The organism is Lysobacter stagni (assembly GCF_030053425.1).
Lineage (GTDB): Bacteria > Pseudomonadota > Gammaproteobacteria > Xanthomonadales > Xanthomonadaceae > Lysobacter_J > Lysobacter_J stagni.
Window position 1 is genome coordinate 2,326,246 of the sequence record NZ_JASGBI010000001.1, and the last position, 19,551, is coordinate 2,345,796.

General features: G+C 67.7%; 14 protein-coding genes. 7 read left to right on the top strand and 7 right to left on the bottom strand.

Going from position 1 to position 19,551, the window contains the following annotated elements:
- Positions 1-17 precede the first annotated feature (17 nt).
- From QLQ15_RS10905 to QLQ15_RS10920, 4 genes are all read left to right on the top strand, one after another.
- The gene (locus QLQ15_RS10905) at positions 18-149 is read left to right on the top strand and encodes a hypothetical protein (protein WP_283212800.1); all 132 of its coding nucleotides are present in this window, start codon (positions 18-20) and stop codon (positions 147-149) included.
- A gap of 262 nt (positions 150-411) precedes the next feature.
- Positions 412-3,549 carry a TonB-dependent receptor gene (locus QLQ15_RS10910; protein WP_283212801.1) on the top strand — a complete coding sequence of 1,046 codons (3,138 nt, stop codon included), beginning with the start codon at positions 412-414 and terminating at the stop codon, positions 3,547-3,549.
- Between the two features lie 72 nt (positions 3,550-3,621).
- Entirely contained in the window at positions 3,622-5,223 is a 1,602-nt protein-coding gene (locus QLQ15_RS10915) for a tetratricopeptide repeat-containing sulfotransferase family protein (protein WP_283212802.1), read from the top strand.
- Positions 5,220-6,782 (top strand): tetratricopeptide repeat-containing sulfotransferase family protein, encoded by a 1,563-nt coding sequence (locus tag QLQ15_RS10920; protein ID WP_283212803.1) that lies wholly within the window; start codon positions 5,220-5,222, stop codon positions 6,780-6,782. The genes QLQ15_RS10915 and QLQ15_RS10920 overlap by 4 nt, the downstream gene beginning before the upstream one ends.
- 53 nt (positions 6,783-6,835) lie before the next feature.
- Here the strand turns inward: QLQ15_RS10920 and QLQ15_RS10925 are convergent, their stop codons facing one another.
- A complete protein-coding gene (locus QLQ15_RS10925) occupies positions 6,836-8,569 on the bottom strand; it encodes a vWA domain-containing protein (RefSeq protein ID WP_283212804.1) in 1,734 nt (577 codons plus the stop codon).
- A gap of 277 nt (positions 8,570-8,846) precedes the next feature.
- On the opposite strand from QLQ15_RS10925, the gene QLQ15_RS10930 reads away from it, so the two are divergent.
- The gene (locus tag QLQ15_RS10930; RefSeq protein WP_283212805.1) at positions 8,847-9,482 is read left to right on the top strand and encodes a hypothetical protein; all 636 of its coding nucleotides are present in this window, start codon (positions 8,847-8,849) and stop codon (positions 9,480-9,482) included.
- Positions 9,483-9,550: 68 nt separating this feature from the next.
- On the opposite strand, the gene QLQ15_RS10935 is transcribed toward QLQ15_RS10930, so the two are convergent.
- From QLQ15_RS10935 to xseA, 3 genes are all read right to left on the bottom strand, one after another.
- On the bottom strand, positions 9,551-11,023 hold the full coding sequence (locus QLQ15_RS10935) for an aldehyde dehydrogenase family protein (protein ID WP_283212806.1): 1,473 nt from the start codon (positions 11,021-11,023) through the stop codon (positions 9,551-9,553).
- Between the two features lie 49 nt (positions 11,024-11,072).
- Entirely contained in the window at positions 11,073-12,719 is a 1,647-nt protein-coding gene (locus tag QLQ15_RS10940; protein ID WP_283212807.1) for an acetolactate synthase large subunit, read from the bottom strand.
- Between the two features lie 84 nt (positions 12,720-12,803).
- Positions 12,804-14,168, bottom strand: a complete 1,365-nt coding sequence (gene xseA, locus QLQ15_RS10945) for an exodeoxyribonuclease VII large subunit (RefSeq protein ID WP_283212808.1) — start codon at positions 14,166-14,168, stop codon at positions 12,804-12,806.
- A gap of 111 nt (positions 14,169-14,279) precedes the next feature.
- Here xseA and ispG point away from each other — a divergent pair, with 111 nt between their 5' ends.
- Positions 14,280-15,554: a flavodoxin-dependent (E)-4-hydroxy-3-methylbut-2-enyl-diphosphate synthase gene (gene ispG / locus QLQ15_RS10950; protein ID WP_283212809.1), complete on the top strand. Its 1,275-nt coding sequence runs from the start codon at positions 14,280-14,282 to the stop codon at positions 15,552-15,554.
- Complete coding sequence (locus tag QLQ15_RS10955; protein WP_283212810.1) at positions 15,544-16,260, top strand: phosphatase PAP2 family protein; 717 nt, start codon at positions 15,544-15,546, stop codon at positions 16,258-16,260. Before ispG ends, QLQ15_RS10955 begins: the two co-directional genes overlap by 11 nt.
- A 31-nt stretch (positions 16,261-16,291) precedes the next feature.
- Here QLQ15_RS10955 and QLQ15_RS10960 read toward each other — a convergent pair whose 3' ends face one another.
- From QLQ15_RS10960 to murB, 3 genes are all read right to left on the bottom strand, one after another.
- Positions 16,292-17,185, bottom strand: coding sequence for a hypothetical protein (locus tag QLQ15_RS10960; RefSeq protein WP_283212811.1), 894 nt, complete (start codon positions 17,183-17,185; stop codon positions 16,292-16,294).
- Positions 17,186-17,533: 348 nt separating this feature from the next.
- Complete coding sequence (locus QLQ15_RS10965; RefSeq protein ID WP_283213998.1) at positions 17,534-18,403, bottom strand: DMT family transporter; 870 nt, start codon at positions 18,401-18,403, stop codon at positions 17,534-17,536.
- Positions 18,404-18,466: 63 nt separating this feature from the next.
- Positions 18,467-19,504 (bottom strand): UDP-N-acetylmuramate dehydrogenase, encoded by a 1,038-nt coding sequence (gene murB / locus QLQ15_RS10970; RefSeq protein WP_283212812.1) that lies wholly within the window; start codon positions 19,502-19,504, stop codon positions 18,467-18,469.
- Positions 19,505-19,551: the final 47 nt, after the last annotated feature.

A 19,551-nucleotide genomic window follows, 5' to 3' on the forward strand; every position in this document is an offset into this window, starting at 1 on the left:
GGGGGGCGCAGACAGGCATGCTCTTTCGTGACGAAGCCCAGCGGGCCACCCTGCGCGAGCTGGGCTGCGCCTACGGCCAGGGCTATCTGTTCGGCTACCCCACCGAGCGCACCCATACGGTGCCCCTGCGACTGGCCGTTACCGGCTGAGCCCGTCGCCGGCTCCACAGCCGGCGATCACCATCCCAATCTCACAACCCTGCGTGACGCGCAGGGGCAGGTACTCCTGCGTCATGGATTCGTTAATGGCATGTGACTAAACGGTGAATATCTCACTAAAAGTGTGACAAGAAGCACAAATCACACAAAAATTTAACGTGAACGTACGTTAAGCGTTGACCCATCCCCATGCCGGAAGTCAGGGTCGCAATGCTCCTTTTGGGGCATTCCATTTGCTGAATTGGGGGAATTAGTGAAACGTTCAACTCTGAACCGCAACATGCGGCGCAGCGCGCTGACCGTGGCTTTGGGTCTGTGCTTCGCGTCGGGCGTGCACGCCCAGCAGACCGGTGGCTCGGTCTTCGGTCAGGCGACGGCTGGGGAGACCGTCGTGATCGAGAACTCGGCAACGGGTTTCCGCCGCGAAGTGGCCGTGGGCGCAGATGGCGCCTTCCGCGTGCCGGCGCTGTCGCCGGGCAATTATCGAGTGACCTTGCAGCGTGCCGACGGCACCACCACCGTCCGCGACGGCGTCGCCGTCAGCCTGGGTACGGGTACGCCGGTGAGCTTCGGTGCGTCCGCATCGAGCGGCTCGGCCACCACGCTTGAGAGCGTGGTCGTGACCGGTGCGCAAGTGGTCAATCCGATCGACGTGTCCTCGGTCGAGTCCACCACGATCCTGACGGCCGCGCAGATCGCCAAGATCCCGGTCGCGCGCGATGCCACCTCCGTCGCGCTGCTGGCCCCGGGCACCGTCCGTGGCGACAACGCGTTCGGCAACCTGGCCTCGTTCGGCGGTTCGTCGGTCGCCGAGAACCAGTACTACCTCAACGGCTTCAACATCACCAACTCGTTCCGCGGCCTGAACTTCGCTCAGGTGCCGTACGAGGCGATCGCCGAGCAGCAGGTCAAGACCGGTGGCTACGGCGCCGAGTTCGGCCGTTCGCTGGGCGGCGTGGTCAACATGATCTCCAAGCGCGGTACCAACGAGTTCCACGCCGGTGGCAACGTGTTCTGGTCGCCGAAGTCGCTGCGTTCGGAAGTGGCCAGCACCTACTACGCCAATCCGCTGGCTGACAACGACATCAACCCGGTCGGTTCGGTGCGCGAGGACAACTCCGAGGACACCGAAGAGCAGTGGAACAGTTCCATCTGGGCCAGCGGCGCCCTGATCAAGGACACCCTGTTCGCCTATGGTCTGTTGTCGTACAGCCAGAAGGAACAGAACTACTGGAACACCCAGGGCAACACCTACTTCCCGAACAACAACTTCCACGAGAAGGAAAAGGGCAACCCGACCTGGTTGGTGAAGCTGGACTGGAACATCAGCGACAACCACCTGCTGGAGTTCACGTCCTTCTCCGACCAGCGCGATACCACGCGTCAGACCTACCTGAACGGCGCCTCGCCGCTCTCGCGTGGTGGTCTGGTGGGCACCTCGTACGAGGAGTCGGGCGGTGACAACTATGTCGCCAAGTACACCGGATACCTCACCGACACCTTCACCCTGTCGGCGCTGTACGGCTACGGCGAGTATTCGCGTTCCCGTCACCTGATCACGGCCGGCGGCCAGCGCGTGGAATACGGCGGTGACCTGAACCAGCCGGCCACGGGCTGCCCGATCATCACCGACATCCGCCCGGGCTATCGCAAGGCGGTCACCGGTACCTACGCGAGCACCTGCAACATCACCGGTGGCGCGATTCCGCGTTCGGACTCCGGCGACACGCGCGACATGTTCCGCATCGACGCCGAATGGCAGCTTGGCGACCACCGCGTGCGCGGCGGTATCGACGTGGACGAGTACGAGTCGGTCGCAGGCAACTCGAACGAGGGTGGCCGCTTGTGGCGCTACTCGACGACCGATCGCGATGGCGACCCGAACAGCGGCGACGAGTTCGACGTCGTCCGCGAGCAGATCGTCAACCAGGGTTCCACGGTCAAGGTCAAGTCGCAGGCGTACTACCTCGAGGACTACTGGAGCATCTCGGATACCTTCCTGGCCTACATCGGTGCGCGCTGGGATACGTTCGAGAACTACAACGGCGAGGGTCAGAAGTACGTCGAGATCAAGAACCAGTTTGCTCCGCGCTTGGGTTTCTCGTGGGACGTCCACGGCGACTCGACGTTCAAGGTCTACGGTAACGCCGGTCGTTACGCCCTGCCGCTGACTTCCAGCGTGGCCGTGCGTGGCGCCAGCGCCTCGCTGTTCACCCGCCAGAACTTCGACTTCAGCGGTGTGGATCCGGTCACGGGCGCGCCGATCAATCCCACGCCGCGTGGCGGGCTGACCTACGTCAATGGTGAATTCGGCGAGCCGAAGACGCCGGAGACGATTGCCTCGCAGAACCTCGATCCGATGTACCAGGACGAGTTCATCCTTGGCTTCCAGTACCAGCTGACCGACCACCAGAACGTCGGCGCGCGCGGCATCTACCGCAAGCTGAAGGCGGCCATCGACGACAACTGCGATTACACGCCCATCCTGACGATCGAGGGCTTCAGCAAGAACGACGATGACGTCTGGGTCGACGCCAATGGTCGCGAAGCAGCCCTGCCGAGCGCCGGCTTCCCGTACTGCCGCATGTTCAACCCGGGCTCCGACGCGGTGTTCCTGACCGACCTGTACGGCGACGGCAACCTGAAGGCCACCACTGTTCCGGGCGACCTGCTCTCGCCGAAGGCCAAGCGCAACTACCAGGCGCTTGAGCTGTTCTGGGACGGCAGCTGGGACAAGTGGTTCTTCCAGGCGTCGTACACGCTGGCCCGCAACAAGGGCAACACCGAAGGCGGCGTGAAGTCGGACATCGGCCAGGCCGATACCAACGTGACGCAGGACTTCGACTACAAGGAACTGGCGGTCGATTCGTACGGCTACCTGCCCAACGATCGTCGCCACAGCCTGAAGGTGTTCGGCAACTACTCGTTCAATGACGAGTGGTCGGTCGGTGCCAACCTGCTCGTGCAGTCGGGTCGTCCGATCAACTGCTTCGGCGTGCTGCCGGTGGGCGACGTCGCGGACGGTGATCTGCACGGCTATGGTGCCTCGTTCTTCCGTTGCGGCACGACGTCGGCCGGTGGTGGTTATCTGGACACCAACAACGACCTAGTCCCGGATACGCTGGCTCCGGCCGGTCCGGCGCCGCGCGGTACGGCGGGTCGCCTGCCCTGGACGAACTCGATCGACCTGAACATCGCCTACTTCCCCAACTGGGCGAAGGGGCTGCAGTTCAAGGTCGACGTGTTCAACGTCTTCGACAACCAGAAGGTCACCTCCGTGTCCGAAGTGGCCGAAGATGCCGTCGCCGGTGCCCCGCTCGATACGTACCTGATCGCGCGTACGTTCCAGGCTCCGCGTGCGGTGCGTTTCATGGTTCAGTACGACTTCTGAGTAGTACGTTTTCATTTACTCTCTCCACGGCCGCCGCAAGGCGGCCGTTTTTTCAAAGCCGGTCGTCGTGAAATGAATCCAGCCATCCCAGGTCCGCCGCCTCACCCTGGCGCCGCCGCCTCCGCGCAGAGCTGGCAGCGTGCCCAGCAGTTCGAATCGACGGGGCAGTGGCAGCAGGCGCGCGAGCTTTACGAGTCCATGCTCGCCACTGCGCCGCAGCACGTTCCAGCCCGGTTGCGGATGTCGCGGCTGGAGCAGTTCGCCGATCGCTATCGCGAATCCCGGGATCACATCCTCCAGGCCGCCGACACCGTCCGCCTGCAGGCCAGCACGCGCAACATCGCCTACGTGACGGCGCGCCTGCTCGAATTCGCCGAGGAAGCGGAAGTCGCCTCGGTCATCCTTTCCGCCGACACGTCCGATCCGGACGTGATCCGGCAATCGCCCACGCTGGCGCAGCACCTGTGGCTGGCCGGCCGTTACGAGGACGCGCTGCGCTTCCTCGACGCGATGGACAAGCACACGCCATCGCACCCGCTGTTGCTGTTCACCCGCGGCAACGTGCTGCGCTACCTCGGCGATGCCGACGGCGCGGCGCGCCTGTACGAGGCTGCGCTGGCCCGTGCGCCCCATCTTCCGGACCTGCACTGGGCCATCGCCACGCTTTCGCGGGCGCAGCAGGCCCTGTCGCGCGTTCCCCGCATTCGTGCGGCGATGGCGCAACATCCGGCCGGCAGCGCGGCGCAGGCGCAGCTGCTGTACGCGTTGTTCCGCGAATACGACGCCGCCGGCGACGTGGATCAGGCCTGGGCGGCGCTGTCGCAGGGCGCGGCGATCCTGCACCGCGACGGCGCATACGATGCCGGCCGCGTCGCAGCACGACTGGATGCGCTGCGCGCCATGCGCCCGGGCGCACTGGTCGCGGAGGAAGCCCCGCTGGGCACGCTGCCGGTCTTCGTCGTCGGCATGCCGCGCACCGGCACCACGCTGCTGGATCGCGTGCTCGGCAATCACGGCTGGGTGCGTTCGCTCGGTGAACGCAACGACCTGTCGGCGGCCATCAGCGAAGCGTCCGGCCATTTCTTCCAGTCGGCGGTGCAGGGCGATCATCACGACCTGCTGCAGTCGCTGGACATGCGTCGCGTCGGTCACCTGTACATGCAGCGTCTGCGTCGCGCGGCGCCGCCGGTGCGCTACGTGATCGACAAGAACCCGCAGAACCTCTTCAGCATTCCCGTCATCCTGCAGGCGCTGCCGCAGGCGCGCATCCTGTGCCTGCGCCGCGACCCCATGGATGCGTGCTTCTCCACATTCAAGGAGCTGTTCCAGGGCGACGCCTACGCCTGGAGCCATTCGCTCGAGGACGCCGCCTCGCACTGCCAGCAGGCGCGCTCGTGGATGGCGCACTGGCAGGCCGTCGCGCCGGGTGCGGTGCGAGTGGTCGACTACGAATCGCTCGTGGACGATCCCGAAGGCACCGCCGCCTCGCTCAGCGAATTCCTCGGGCTGCCCGCGCAGGCGGGTCTGCACGACATCACCCGCAACGATGCTCCCGTGGCCACCGCCAGCAGCAGCCAGGTGCGCGAGGGCATCCATGCGCGCAACGTGGGCGCGTGGAAGCGCTACGAGGCGCATCTGCAGCCGTTGCGCGACCGGCTGGACGCGCGCGGATGAATTCCCCCGCGCCGACGACCGTTCGGGGCCTGCTGGCGCAGGCCGAGACATTGGCGTCGCAACGCGACTGGGAAGGCGCCATCGCGGCCTGCGAGGTCGCGCGTTCGCTTTCGCCCGACAGCACGGAAGTGCTGTTGCAGCTGTCGTACCTGCATTCGTTGCGCGGCGACTACCGCGATGCGGATGCGTTCGCCGTCGCCGCGGCCGAGACGGGCATCACCGACCCCGAACAGGTGAAGGAACTGCTGCCGCGACTGCGCACCTTCAATCGCATCGACGCGATGATGGCCTGCATCGAGCGGTTGAAACCGATGTCGCGCATGCCGATCCCGTTGCTGATCTCGGTCGGCGCGCAACTGAGCTACGCGAACCTGCCCGATCGCGCCATCGCTTTCCTGGATGAAGCGCGCCACGCCGATCCGGAGTATCCGCCCACGCTGCTGGCGCGTGCGCAGGTGCTGACCTACCTGGGCCGTTTCACCGAGGCCGAGGAAGACGTGACACGCGCATTGCGGCGCGCGCCGGAGATCGCCCAGGGCTATTGGCTGCAGGCATGGGTGCGCAAGCAGACGCCGGACCGCCACCACGTCGATGCGATCCGCCGCGAGCTGCATCGCCCCGGCCGCAAGGCCGAGGACATCGCGCTGCTGGCCTTCGCGCTGCACAAGGAACTCGACGACCTCGAACGTCATGAAGAAGCCTGGGACGCGCTGACGCTGGCTTGCCGCGCCAAGCGTTCACGCGTGGCCTACGACACGGCGGTCACCCAGGACCTGTTCGCTGCGCTGAAGTCGTGGGCGCCTGCCAGCAATGCGATGGCACCGTCGGATGGAAGCGACGCGATGCCGATCTTCATCGTCGGCATGCACCGGTCGGGGACGACGCTGCTGGAGCAGCTGCTCGACGGCCACCCGCAGGTGCGCGGCCTGGGTGAGCTGTACGACTTCACCAGCGCGATGCGTCACGCGACCGACCACCATTGCCGCGGCGTAATCGACCGCACGCTCGTGGAGCGCGCCGCGCAGGCCGATCTGGCCGCGGCCGGACAGCGCTACCTGGACGGCACGCGCTGGCGGCGTGGCGAACACCGCGTGTTCACCGACAAGCTGCCGTCCAACTTCCTCAATGTCGGCTTCATCGCGCAGGCCTTGCCGCAGGCGAAGATCCTGCACATGGTCCGCGACCCGGTGGAGACGTGTTTCTCCAACCTGCGCGAGCTGTTCTCCGAGGCGAACGCCTACAGCTACGACCCGATCGAGCTGGCCGAGTACCACCATCAGTACCGCAGCCTCATGGCGCACTGGCACGCACGGTTCCCGGGACGGATCCTGGATGTCGACTACGCGCAGCTCACGCGCGAGCCCGACGTGCAGATGCGCCGCGTGGCCGAGTTCTGTGGGCTTCCCTTCGATGCGGCTATGCTGAAGATGCAGTCGCGCCGCGGCGTGGTGACGGCCAGTGCGGTGCAGGTGCGCGACCGCATCCAGGTGCGTGAACGACCGAAGTGGGCGCCGTATGAGCGCTGGCTGCAGCCGATGATCCAGCGACTGCGCGACTGACCGGGCCGCCCGGGAACCCCGGACGGCCCGATCTGCGGATCATCGCGCGCGTTTCATCGCGCCACGCCCACGCGTGGCGGTTCGTCAGCCTCGAGCTGCCGGCGCGCGACCTCCAGCAACTGCAGGAACTGCGCGCGGTCGCCTTCCGCATCGTCACCCCGTGCCTGCTTCGCGGTGCGGGCGATGGCGTCCCAGTTCCAGCCGTCCATGCGTGCGCCGCCACGCAACGCGTCGGCGAAGCCCGCGACCGCGCTGGCGAAGCGCAGCGATTCGCTCGGCGTTGTGGTGGCCTGCGAAGCCAGCACGGGCGTTTCGATCAGCTGGCTGCTCTGGCTTCCAGGACGCTTGTAGCGAAGGCGCAGGTGGGCGACTTCCCGCGCGGCGTCCGCGGGCGTCGACGGCACGGTGGCATAACGCAGCGGCGCCATGCGTTGCGCGGCGGACGAGGTGGGCGTGATCTCGTACAGGGCGGTGACTTCATGACCCGCGCCGATGTCGCCGGCATCGACCTTGTCGTTGGCGAAATCCTCGCGGTTGAGGATGCGGTTCTCGTAACCGATCAGCCGATACTCCGCGACCTGCGCCGGATTGAACTCGATCTGTATCTTCACGTCCCGCGCGATGGTCAGCAGCGTGCCGCCCATCTGCCGCACCAGCACCTTGTGGGCCTCGCGCAGGTTGTCGATGTAGGCGTGGTTGCCATCGCCCACGTCGGCCAGTCGTTCGGACAGCTCGTCGTTGTAGTTGCCCGTGCCGAAGCCCAGCGTCGTGAGCGCGATGCCCGACTTGCGCTGGTCGGCGACGAGCGTCTCCAGTGCGTTCTCGTCCACCGTGCCGACATTGAAGTCGCCGTCGGTGGCCAGGATCACGCGGTTCGCCCCGCCGGGCACGAAGGCCTGTTTCGCCATCGCATAGGCCAGGCGGATGCCGTCTCCGCCGTTCGTGCTGCCGCCGGCCTGGAGCCGATCCAGTGCCGCGAGGATCTCTCCGCGGTGGTCGCCCGGCGTGGGCGGCAACACCAGTCCCGCGCTGCCTGCATAGACCACGATGGAGACGCGATCCTGCGGGCGCAGCTGCGACACCAGTTGTCGCAGGGCGCCCTTCACCAGCGGCAATTTGTCCGGCGAATCCATCGATCCTGATGTGTCGAGCAGGAACACCAGGTTCGCCGGCGGCAACGTCGCCTTGGGCACCTCGTAGCCTTTGATGCCGATCATCAGCACCTGCCGCTGTGCGTTCCACGGGGCCTGTGCGAGTTCGGTGGTCACGCGGAACGGAACTTCACGCGTGGTCGGCGCGGCGTGCCCGTACTGGAAGTAGTTGATGAACTCCTCGGCACGCACCGAATCCGCGGGCGGGCGCACGCCGTTCTCGATCATGCGCCGCACATTGGCGTAACTGCCGGTGTCCACGTCGATGGAGAAGGTGGATACCGGATGTTCCGCGGTGCGCTGCACCGGGTTGTCTTCGCGCGCGGCGTATTTCTCCGTGTTGGCCGGTGCGGGCGCGGCCATCTGCATCGGCGGCGGCATGAGGTTGCGCTGCGCTTCCATTCGCGAGCGCGCCATCTTCGCTTGCGGGACGGCGTAGCCCTCGGGCGGAGGAGGCGGTGGTGCGGAAGCGGGTGCGACCGCCAGCATGTCTGCCGCCGCGTCGGCGGTTTCTGCGACGGACGGTTCTTCGGGTGCCTGCGAACGTGTGCTGCGACAGCCGGCCAGGGCCAGCAGCACGGCGGTGAACAACAGGGCGGGGGCAAAGCGCGTGCCAACGGATCGGGTGCGGTTCATCGGGCGAGCTCCAGGTGGGTCGCAGGGAATGAACGCGCAGGTCGGGTGAATGGGGTTATGCGGCGGTCAACCCGTGTCGGAGGTCATGCAAACGACGCGACCGCGCAATACATCCCAGGCGATGTATCCCGAAAGTCGTGGTGACCTTTCGAACTGGTGTACCGCATGGGATGCGCGCCACGATGCCTGCACCGTTGCGTGTTGGCAGTCCATTCCGTTCCCCCCGGTGGAGGTAACTGTCATGAAGGTCCTGGAGTCCGTACAGTCTGTTTCCCGTTTGCGTGTCCTCATCGCCACGATGCTGGTGGCCGCGTCGTCCGCCGCGATCGCGGAACCGCACCTGATCTACCTGCCGTCGGCCGAAGCGGGCGTCGACCATGACGCCATCGTGCAGGCGCTGGATAAACAGGGATTCGAAGTCACCACCCTCGCCAACGCCGGCGAGAACCGACTGGCCTACGCCAAGCGCATCGCCAAGGAAGTCCGCGCCTTGATGGCGCAGGGCGTTCCCGCCGACGACATCAGCGTGGTGGGCGCAGGCACAAGTTCTGCCGTCGCCGCGTTGACCTCCGCGCGCGTGGGCGACCGGCACGTGAACTATGTGCTGCTCGGGCAGTGCGATCCCATCCTCAAGGCCGAGTACAACTTCCGCATGAGTGGTCGCGTGTTGGGCATCCATGACGATGGCGACAGCGCGTCGTTGTCGTGCCGTTCGCTGTGGATCGGCTCGCCCAAGGTCAGTGACCGCCAGGAGATCGTGCTGGACACCGGTTTCGGCGCAACGCTGTTCCACGAGCCTCGTGCGCAGTGGGTGCAGCCGCTGGTCGAATGGAGCAACGGCGGCCGCGTGAACGTGGGTGAAGGTGCGCGGGTGACGCAGGTCGACGAGCCGGCGCCGAAGAACACGCGTTGATGGCGAACTGACAGGTTTCGGGCCGCACCGGGCGCGTCGCAGGGAGGCGCGTCCGGTGCGTGCCGTGTTCAGCGCGGGCGGTCGCGGATGACCAGCAGGCGCTGTTCGGTCATGTCCTCGATGGCGTAGCGGATGCCCTCGCGCCCCAGGCCCGAATGCTTCACGCCGCCGTAGGGCATGTTGTCGACGCGGAAGCTGGGCACGTCGCCGACGATCACGCCGCCCACTTCCAGCCGGTCCCACGCGCGCATCGCGTGTTCGAGGCGACCCGTGAAAACGCCCGCCTGCAGGCCGAAGTCGCTGTCGTTGACGCGGTCGATGGCCTGGTCGAAATCGTCGAAGGGTTCGATCAGCGCGACCGGCGCGAAGGCTTCCTTGCAGTACAGGTCGCTGTCGTGCGGCACGTTCTCCAGCAGCGTGGCCGGCACCATGTTGCCGGTGCGTTCGCCGCCGGCCAGCTGTTTCGCGCCACCCTTGCGCGCGGCGCGGATCCACGCCTCCACGCGCTTGGCCGCCGCTTCGTCGATCATCGGCCCGATGAAGGTGTGCTCGTCGCGCGGGTCGCCCATGCGCAGCTTCGATACGGCGGCCTTGAGCTTCCTGCGCAGCTTGTCGTGGATGTCGGCGTGCGCATAGATGCGCTGCACGCTGATGCAGCTCTGGCCGCTCTGGTAGTACGCGCCGAAGATCATGCGCTCCACTACCTCGTCCAGCGGCGCGCCAGGGTCCGCATCGACGATGCAGGCGGCATTGCCGCCCAGCTCCAGCGTGACCTTCTTGCGGCCCGCGCGGGCTTTCAGGTCCCAGCCGACCAGTCCGCCGGTGAAGCTGAGCAGGGCGATGCGTTCGTCCTCCACCAGTTGCGCGGCGTCCGCGGTGGAACAGGCCAGCACCGAGAACGCGCCCTTGGGCAGATCGGTCTCGGCGAGGATCTCGCCGATGATCAGCGCGCCGATCGGCGTCTTCTCCGAGGGTTTCAGCACGAACGGGCAACCGGCCGCGATCGCCGGCGCCACCTTGTGCGCGACCAGGTTGAGCGGGAAGTTGAACGGCGTGATGAAACTGCACAGGCCGACCGGAACGCGCTTGACCATGCCGCGGTAGCCGCGCGTGCGCGGCGAGATCTGCAGTTCGATCACATCCCCGTCGATGCGCGTGGCTTCGCCCGCAGCGATGCGGAAGCTGTCGATCAGACGTGTCACTTCACCGCGCGCGTCGCGGATGGGCTTTCCGGCCTCGATGCACAGCGCCATCGCCAGTTCGTCGAAGCGCTCGGTGAACCGCTTGACGCAGTGTTCCAGCACGTCGCGACGGGCGTCGGGCGGGAAGGCCGCCATGGCCTCGCGTGCCTGGTAACCGGCGACGATGGCCTTGCGCACCGCGGCCGCGTCGGCCATCGCCACGCGCGTGGCGCGCTGTCCGCTGTACTTGTCCAGCACCTCCAGGTCCGTGTTGGGCGCGACCGGGCGGTTGGCGAGGTAGTAGGGGTAGCTCGACTTCAGACCCGAGCGGCCGCGCGACTCGCGTTTCTTCTTGGCCATGGGAAACTCCGGAAAGGGGCAGGGTAGGCGGCGTGGCGTGAGCGCGGGGTCAGTCCAGCGCGGCGCTCAGGCGCGGGATCTCGTCGTTGAGCAGCCGGTCGTCGTCGTCATAGTCGATGGGCACTTCGATCACGTCCACACCCGGCGTGTCCAGTGCGTGGCGAAGCAGCGGCGCGAACTCGTCCGCACTCCCCGGACGATGGCCGCGCGCCCCGTAACTGCGCGAGTACTCGACGAAATCCGGGTTGCCCAGATCCATGCCGAAGCTTGGGTAACGCTCGTGCGCCTGCTTCCACTTGATCATGCCGTACGCATCGTCGCGCAGCACCAGCACGGTGAGATCCAGACCCAGCCGCACGGCGGTCTCCAGCTCCTGCGAGTTCATCATGAAGCCGCCGTCGCCGCAGACGGCGAGCACCTTGCGGTCCGGGCAGACCAGGCGCGCGGCGATCGCCGAAGGAAGCCCCGCGCCCATCGTGGCCAGTGCGTTGTCCAGCAGCAACGTATTGGGTTCGCGACAACGGTAGCCGCGCGCGAACCACAGCTTGTACAGGCCGTTGTCCAGACAGACCACGTCACGTTCGCCCATCGCCGCGCGCACATCGGCGACCAGCCGTTGCGCGACGAGCGGAAAGCGGTCGTCGCCGGTGCGGTCGGCCAGGTGCGAAAGCAGTTCCGCGCGCACACGGTCGAAGAAGGCGAAGTCCCAGTGCGGTTGCGGTCCAAGGCGTTCGGTGAATTGCCAGATGGTGTGGGCGATGTCGCCAACCACTTCGATCTGGGGAAAGTACACCGCATCGACTTCCGCGCCGGCGTAGTTGACGTGGATGACCGTGCGACGGCCCTCGCGCATGAAGAACGGCGGCTTCTCGATGACGTCATGCCCGACGTTGACGATGCAGTCGGCCGCATCGATGGCGCGGTGCACGAAGTCGTGGTCGGACAAGGCGGCATTGCCGAGCCACAACGGGTGCAGCTCGTCGATCACCCCCTTGCCCATCTGCGTGGTGAAGAAGGGGATGCCCAGTGCGTCGACCAGCGCGCGCAGCTGGTGTGCCGTGGTCTTGCGGTTGGCGGCGGCGCCGATCATCAGCAACGGGTGGCGCGATTGGCGGATCGCATCCACCGCGCGTTCGATGGCCTTGAGGTCCGCCACGGGCCGGCGCGAGTACGAGGCTGGAATCAGCTTCGCGGCGGTCTCGTCGCCCGCGATGTCCTGCGGCAGTTCCAGGTGGGTCGCGCCGGGGCGTTCCTCCTCGGCCCGGCGGAAGGCTTCGCGCACGCGCGCCGGGATGGCGTCGGCGGAGACGATCTGCCGCGTGTATTTGGTGAGCGGGCGCATGGTGTCGACTACGTCCACGATCTGGAAGTGGCCCTGGCGGCTGGTCTTGATCGGCTTCTGCCCGGTGATCATCAGCATGGGCATCGCGCCCAGCTGCGCGTAGGCCGCGGCCGTGACCAGGTTGGTCGCGCCCGGGCCAAGCGTGGACAGGCACACGCCCGCCTTGCCCGTGATGCGGCCGTACGTGGCGGCCATGAAACCGGCGGCCTGCTCGTGGCGCGTGAGCACCAGGCGGATGCGCGACGTGCGCAGCGATTCGAGCAGGTCGAGGTTCTCCTCGCCGGGGATGCCGAAGACGATCTCGACGCCTTCGGCTTCGAGTGCGGCGACGAACAGATCGGAGGCCTTCGTCATGCGAACTCCCCTTGCCGGTGGCGTGCGCCGACATGGTAGTGCTGCCCGCGTGAGCGCGGGCGTGACACAGCGTTGCAGCCGGTGTCAGTCGTCCGTGGGCTCGTGCGATTCCACGCGCACGGCCAGTTCGCCGTCGCTCATCCGTGCCGACAGGCGATCGCCCGGGGCGGCATCGAGCACGCTGCGCACGACGCGGCCGTCGCGGTGCTGAAGGATCGAGTAGCCGCGCGCGACCGTCGCCAGCGGGCTGACGGCTTCCAGCGACCGGGCCAGGCCGCGCAGGTGCAGCGCTTCCTTGCCCAGTCGGCGGACGATGGCCGCCTGCGGGCGCGGGCCCAGCGCGGCCAGGCGCTCGCGCAGACGCGCGATGCGGCCGCGCGGGTGCGTCGCGCGCAGTACGGCGTCGGCATGACGCAGGCGTGCGCGCTCGCCTTCGAGGCGACGCTTCCACGCGGATTCCAGGCGGCGCAGCGCATCGACCTGGCGACGGTGCAGCAGGTCCAGTCGTGCCCGCGGACGCAGCGCCTGCAGCCGAAGCGAGGCGCGATCGGCGCGTTGCATCGCCTGGCGCAGGTGGCGCAATTGCAGGCTGCGCAGGCGCGCTTCCAGCACGCGCAGGCGGTGCAGCAGGTCGTCGCGCTGCGGCACCAGCAGCTCGGCCGCGACCGAGGGCGTGGGCGCGCGCACGTCGGCGGCGAAGTCGCTGAGGCTGAAGTCGGTCTCGTGGCCGACCGCGGACACGATGGGCACGGGCGAGGCCGCGATGGCACGCGCCAGTCGCTCGTCGTTGAACGCCCACAGGTCTTCCAGCGAACCGCCACCGCGCGCCAGCACGATCACGTCGTAGCGCTGAGCGGCGATGGCCCGCTGCAACATCGCCACGATCTGCGGCGCCGCGGTGTCGCCCTGCACGGGCACGGGCAGCACGTCGGCCTCGACCAGCGGGAAACGGCGCGACAACACGCTCAGCACGTCGCGCACGGCCGCGCCGGTGGGCGAGGTGATCAGTGCGATGCGGCGCGCGTAACGGGGCAGCGGGCGCTTGCGCTCGGCCTCGAACAGCCCCTCGGCCGCCAGCTTGGCCTTGAGTTCGTCGAATGCGCGACGCAGCGCGCCTTCGCCGGCTTCCTCCATGTGGTCCAGCACCAGCTGGTACTCGCCACGCGCTTCGTACAGCGTGAGCCTGCCGCGACCGAGCACGCGCAGGCCCTCGCGCGGAGTGAAGCGCAGCCAGCTGCTCTTGGGACGGAACATGGCGCAGCGGATCTGCGCGCGCGCGTCCTTCAGGGTGAAGTAGAGGTGCCCGGAGGACGGCCGCGAGACGTTGCCCAGCTCGCCCTCGATCCAGATCGAGGGGAACGTGCCCTCCAGCAGGTCGCGCGCCAGCGTGTTCAGCTGGCTGGGCGTGAGCACCTGGTCGGGGCGGCTGGAGTCGGGGACGGGGCTCATGGACGGCGGTCGTCGACGGCCGGCCACGGTAGCGCAGAGCGGGGCGCGGGTCACGTGAAAGCGCGGCCGCCGTTGTGCGGGCGGCACGGGGCCGTGGCCTACAATGGGCCCATGAATTCGCATGCTCCGGCGCCCTGCGCCCACCCAGCCTTCGGACCCCTGCCGCGGCGCATCACGCGCGCGGTGCGCATCGGCGGCGTCGACGTCGGCGGCGGCCATCCGGTCGTCGTCCAGTCGATGACCAACACCGACACGGCCGACGTCGCCTCGACCACGAAACAGGTCGCCGAACTGTGGCGCGCCGGCTCGGAGATGGTGCGCGTCACCGTCAACACGGTCGAGGCCGCCGCGGCGGTGCCGCGCATCGTCGACAAGCTGGCGATGATGGGCGTGAGCGTGCCGATCATCGGCGACTTCCATTACAACGGTCATCAACTCCTCACCGCCGAGCCCGCCTGCGCCGAAGCGCTGGCGAAGTACCGCATCAATCCAGGCAACGTCGGCTTCGGCAAGAAGAAGGACAGCCAGTTCGCGACGCTGATCGAGCTGGCCATCAAGTACGACAAGCCGGTGCGCATCGGCGCCAACTGGGGTTCGCTCGATCAGGCGCTTGCCGCGCAGCTGATGGACGAGAACCACAAACTGGCGCAACCGCTGGACGCCGCCGAAGTGCTGCGCGAAGCGCTGATCCGCTCGGCGCTGGATTCGGCCGCGCGCGCGGTGGAGCTGGGCCTGGCGGCCGAGCGCATCGTGCTCAGCGCCAAGGTCAGCGGAGTTCAGGAGCTGATCGCCGTGTACCGCGAACTCGCCCGTCGTGGCGACTATGCGCTGCACCTGGGCCTCACCGAGGCCGGCATCGGCAGCAAGGGCATCGTCGCCTCCAGCGCCGCGCTGGGCGTGCTGCTGCAGGAAGGCATCGGCGACACCATCCGCATCTCGCTGACGCCGGAACCCGGCCAGTCGCGCACCAATGAGGTGATCGTCGCGCAGGAGCTGCTGCAGACGATGGGCCTGCGCGCGTTCACGCCGATGGTGACCGCGTGCCCCGGTTGCGGCCGCACCACCAGCACGTTCTTCCAGGAACTGGCAAAGACCGTGCAGGAACACGTGCGCGCGAAGATGCCCGAATGGAAGATCAGCCACCCCGGTGCGGAGAACCTCACGCTGGCGGTGATGGGCTGCGTGGTCAACGGCCCGGGCGAATCGCGCCACGCCAACATCGGCATCTCGCTGCCGGGTACGGGCGAAGCGCCATCGGCGCCGGTGTTCGAGGACGGCGAGAAGACCGTGACGCTGCGCGGCGAGAACATCGCCCACGAGTTCGTGGCGCTGATCGACCAGTACGTCGAACGCAAGTACGGAGCCGACGTCGCGCGTGGCGGCTGAGCGCGACGCCGCGCCCGCCACCGCGCTGCACTACGGCGCGCAGGTGCTGCGCCGCCATGGCCGGCGCCTGCTGCTGGTATTCGTCGCGCTGCTGCTGCCGTTGTGGGCCTTCGGCGAGTTGGCCGACGAGATCCACGAGCAGGAAGCCATCACGTTCGACGAACCGATCCTGCTGTTCGCGCACACCATGGCGCGACAGGGGTTCGACGATTTCTTCGTGTTCGTGTCGAAGCTGGGCTATGCCTGGGGCGTGGTGCCGTTCGACATCGTGCTGGTGCTGGCGCTGACGGTGATGCGGCGATATCGCGAAGCCACGTTCGCAGCGATCGCGCTGGGCGGCTCGGCGCTGCTCAACATCGGCGCGAAGCTGGTGTTTGCGCGTGAACGGCCCTCCTTGTGGGAGTCCATCGCGCCGGAAACCAACTACAGCTTTCCCAGCGGTCACGCGATGGGTTCGATGACGCTGGCGTGCACGCTGGTGTTTCTGGCCTGGCACACGCGCTGGCGCTGGCTGGCGATCGCGGTCATGGTGCCGTTCGTGCTGCTGGTCGGCCTGTCGCGCGTGTACCTGGGCGTGCATTACCCCTCAGACATCCTGGCAGGCTGGGCCGTGGCAAGCGCCTGGGTGGCCGCGGTGTTCCTGTCGGTCTACGGCGTGCGCCTGCGGCCGTGGCATCGGCATTCGGGGACGGGCGCCCGCCCCTGATTCGTGCGCGGCTCGCAGGTGCCGCCCGGCGCTACTCGCGGCCGCAAGTCGCTCCGATGCAGGTCAGCGTGTTGTAGTCGAGCACGCGCGAATGGCCGGGATTGCCGGTGGGGCGCTGGACGCCGCGCGGAACGATGAAGGTCGCCGAGTGCGCGCCGTACAGCCCGGCCGGCAACTGCATCGGACGAAGCACCACAAAGGCGTTGTGCAGGCGGGCATCGCTGCGGTCCGGTGCGGTCGCGCCGGACACGGGCGGTTCATCGCGCCGGTTGGCCGCATCGAAAGCGGTCTGCCAATCGCGCAGGTCGCTGGAGCGCGCTTCGCGCAGCAGGCCCTTGGCCACCGCGTCACGCAGTCCGGCTTCGCCGGCGAGCGGTGCCTCACGATCGCGGAACTGTTCCGGCGGCTGGTTCGCATCGGTCACCAGTCCGGTGGTCGTTCCGTTGCCGATGACGACGAATCCGTCCTTGGCCAGGAAGACCCGCGTGACCGGCCGCCCGAACATGCCGCGCGCGATCGGATTGAGCTGCCCCAGCTTGTCCTGGCTCACATAGAAGTAACCGCACGGTCCCTTGTTGTCGTAGCTGCTGTTGAGGCGCGGCACCGACGGCGGCAGGCCGGCGATGGCCTGGCGGTGATAGCCGCTCACCAGCACGGCGAGGATGCGCGTGCGCGGCGTCCAGCCGATGTTCCAGACGGTGGGTTCGTAAGCGCCCAGCATGAGCACGACCGGCGTTGCGGATTCGTCCACCGCGACGTCGATCTGCGTGGCTTCGTGGCCGCTCTGGTCGATCTGGTAATCGAGCGTGCGGCCGGAGTACGCGCCGGCCGCATAGACGGCGAATGCCGCCGGCAATGCGAGGCCGTCGAAGGCGCACTGCGCGGGCGCGATGTCGGCGCGCGACGTGGCCGGCTTGAATGGCACCAGGCGAGGATCCGCAGCGGGCGTTGCGGCGGCCGGGGCGATGGGAGGTGCGTCCGTCGACGCCGATGGGATCGATGTGGCGACGGGAGGAGCGTCCTGCGTCGACGCGGGCGATGCCGCCGGGACTGGTGCGGCAACACGTGGCGGGGCGGACGATGTTGCGGCAGGGGACGAAGCGGAGGCCTCCGCGCCATCTGTGTCCCACCACCATTTCCCGCTGCGCGTGTCGCACGCGGTCAGCAGCACGAGCGGAACCAGTACCGCGGCAGCCATCCTTGCCTTCATGCGGAATCCCCCTGTGGACGCGCACATCCTAGGCACGCCGCACGGGGCTGTCGAATGGGTCGCCTATTCGCCCGGCTTGGCCGCCTCGACCGGGGCATGGGTGGCGTGCCGGCGCAGCAACACCGCTTCACGGTGGGCGATGTAGGCGTTCGACGCCAGGATGATGCCGGCGCCGACCCAGGTCCATGTGTCCACCCGCTCGTCGAACCAGAACCAGCCCACCGTCGCGACCAGCGGCAACTGGATGAAGCTGATGGGCGTCAGCGCGGACACTTCGCCCAGCTGCAGCGCGTGCGTCCACAGCACCTGTCCTCCAGTACCGAACAGACCGGCGCCGATCACCCACAGCCACGCGATGCCCTGCGGCCATTCCCACACGAACAGCGCTGGCACGAATGACATCGGCACCCAGAACAGGTACGTGTAGAGCACGATCGTGTTGGCCGCATCCACGCGCGAGAGCTGCTTGATCTGGATCGCCACCACCGCGCTCAGAACCGCGGCGGCCAGGGCGATCAGCGTGCCGGAGGTGAACTCGGTGGAGCCCGGGCGCACGATCACCAGCACGCCGACGAAGCCCATCGCGACCGCGGCCCAGCGGCGTCCGCGCACGTGTTCGCCCAGCATCAGCGCGGCGAGGATGGTCACGAAGACCGGTGATGAGTACGACAGCGAGATCGCCTGCGCCAGCGGCAGGTGTCCGATCGCCCAGAAGCCGCACAGCATCGAGAAGATTCCGATCAGGCAGCGCACGAAATAGCGCGGCAGCTGCTTCGTGCGCAGCGAGGACGGATCCATGCGCATCACCAGCGGCAGCACCGTGAGCAGGCCGAAGAAGTTGCGGAAGAACGCGATCTCCAGCGTGTTCAGCGAGTGCGAGGCCAGGCGGATGGCGATGGCCATCATGCCGAAGCAGAGCGTGCTGGCGAGCATGAAGCCCGCGGCGCGAAGGGGGTGGTGGATCGTCGTCGTCGCGCTCACGGGTGTTCTTCTGATTTACCAGTCGGCACCGATGACCCGTGGCTCGGGTTCGATGGCGACGTTGAAACGCTGCCGTACCGACTCGGCGATGCGGCGGGCCAGGTCGAGCAGTTGCCGTCCCGTGGCGTTGCCGTGGTTGACCAGCACCAGCGCGTGCGTCGGCGCAACGCCGGCATCGCCGTCGCGGTGGCCCTTCCAGCCGCAGGCATCGATGAACCACGCCGCCGACAGCTTGCGCGTGCCGACGTCGTTGCCGCGGAATATCGGCATGGTCGGGTATTGCGCATGCAGGGCTTCGGCCTGCGCGACCGGGACGATGGGGTTCTTGAAGAAACTGCCGGCGTTGCCGAGCACGGCCGGGTCGGGCAGCTTGCGACGGCGGATGGCGATGACCGCATCCGCCACATCGCGCGGCGTGGCCTCGGCGATGCCCATGGCAGTCAGTTCGTCGCCGATGCCGGCGTAATCCAGCTTCAGCGACGGTGTGCGCGACAGGGCGAATTCCACCGCGGTGACGATGTAGCGATCCGGCTGGTGCTTGAACACGCTGTCCCGGTAGCCGAACGCGCAGGTCGCCGCATCGAAGCGGTGCACGCGTCCGGTGGCGGGCTCGAGCGCTTCCACGGCATGGATGGAATCGCGCACTTCCACGCCATACGCACCGATGTTCTGGATGGGCGCGGCGCCGACGGTGCCGGGGATCAGCGCGAGGTTTTCCAGGCCGGCCAGCCCCAGCGCCAGCGTGTGCATGACGAAACCGTGCCAGACCACGCCTGCGTCCGCGCGCACGATGGCGACGTCGCCATCGGTCAGCACGCGCACGTCCTGGCCGGTCAGCGCGAGCACCGGCGCGGTCGGGTCGTCTGCGAACAGCAGGTTGCTGCCACCGCCCAATACGAGCGGCGTGCGCCCTTCGAAGTCGGGGTGGCGGAGCAGGTCGGGCAGCGCGGCGGCGTCGCGCACTTCGGCCAGTACCTGCGCGCGTGCGGCCACGCCAAAGGTGTTGCGACGATCGAGCGGCGCGTCGTGCAGAATTCGGATCGGGTCGCTCATGTCGTCCGGAGGGATCATTCCCGGGGAAGCGGGAACGGCGAAGCGGA

Coding starts and splice junctions, on each gene's coding strand:
- QLQ15_RS10905 (WP_283212800.1), top strand. CDS start 18: ATGCTCTTTCGTGACGAAGCCCAGCGGGCCACCCTGCGCGAGCTGGGC.
- QLQ15_RS10915 (WP_283212802.1), top strand. CDS start 3,622: ATGAATCCAGCCATCCCAGGTCCGCCGCCTCACCCTGGCGCCGCCGCC.
- QLQ15_RS10920 (WP_283212803.1), top strand. CDS start 5,220: ATGAATTCCCCCGCGCCGACGACCGTTCGGGGCCTGCTGGCGCAGGCC.
- QLQ15_RS10925 (WP_283212804.1), bottom strand. CDS start 8,569: ATGAACCGCACCCGATCCGTTGGCACGCGCTTTGCCCCCGCCCTGTTG.
- QLQ15_RS10935 (WP_283212806.1), bottom strand. CDS start 11,023: ATGGCCAAGAAGAAACGCGAGTCGCGCGGCCGCTCGGGTCTGAAGTCG.
- QLQ15_RS10940 (WP_283212807.1), bottom strand. CDS start 12,719: ATGACGAAGGCCTCCGATCTGTTCGTCGCCGCACTCGAAGCCGAAGGC.
- xseA (WP_283212808.1), bottom strand. CDS start 14,168: ATGAGCCCCGTCCCCGACTCCAGCCGCCCCGACCAGGTGCTCACGCCC.
- ispG (WP_283212809.1), top strand. CDS start 14,280: ATGAATTCGCATGCTCCGGCGCCCTGCGCCCACCCAGCCTTCGGACCC.
- QLQ15_RS10965 (WP_283213998.1), bottom strand. CDS start 18,403: ATGCTCGCCAGCACGCTCTGCTTCGGCATGATGGCCATCGCCATCCGC.
- murB (WP_283212812.1), bottom strand. CDS start 19,504: ATGAGCGACCCGATCCGAATTCTGCACGACGCGCCGCTCGATCGTCGC.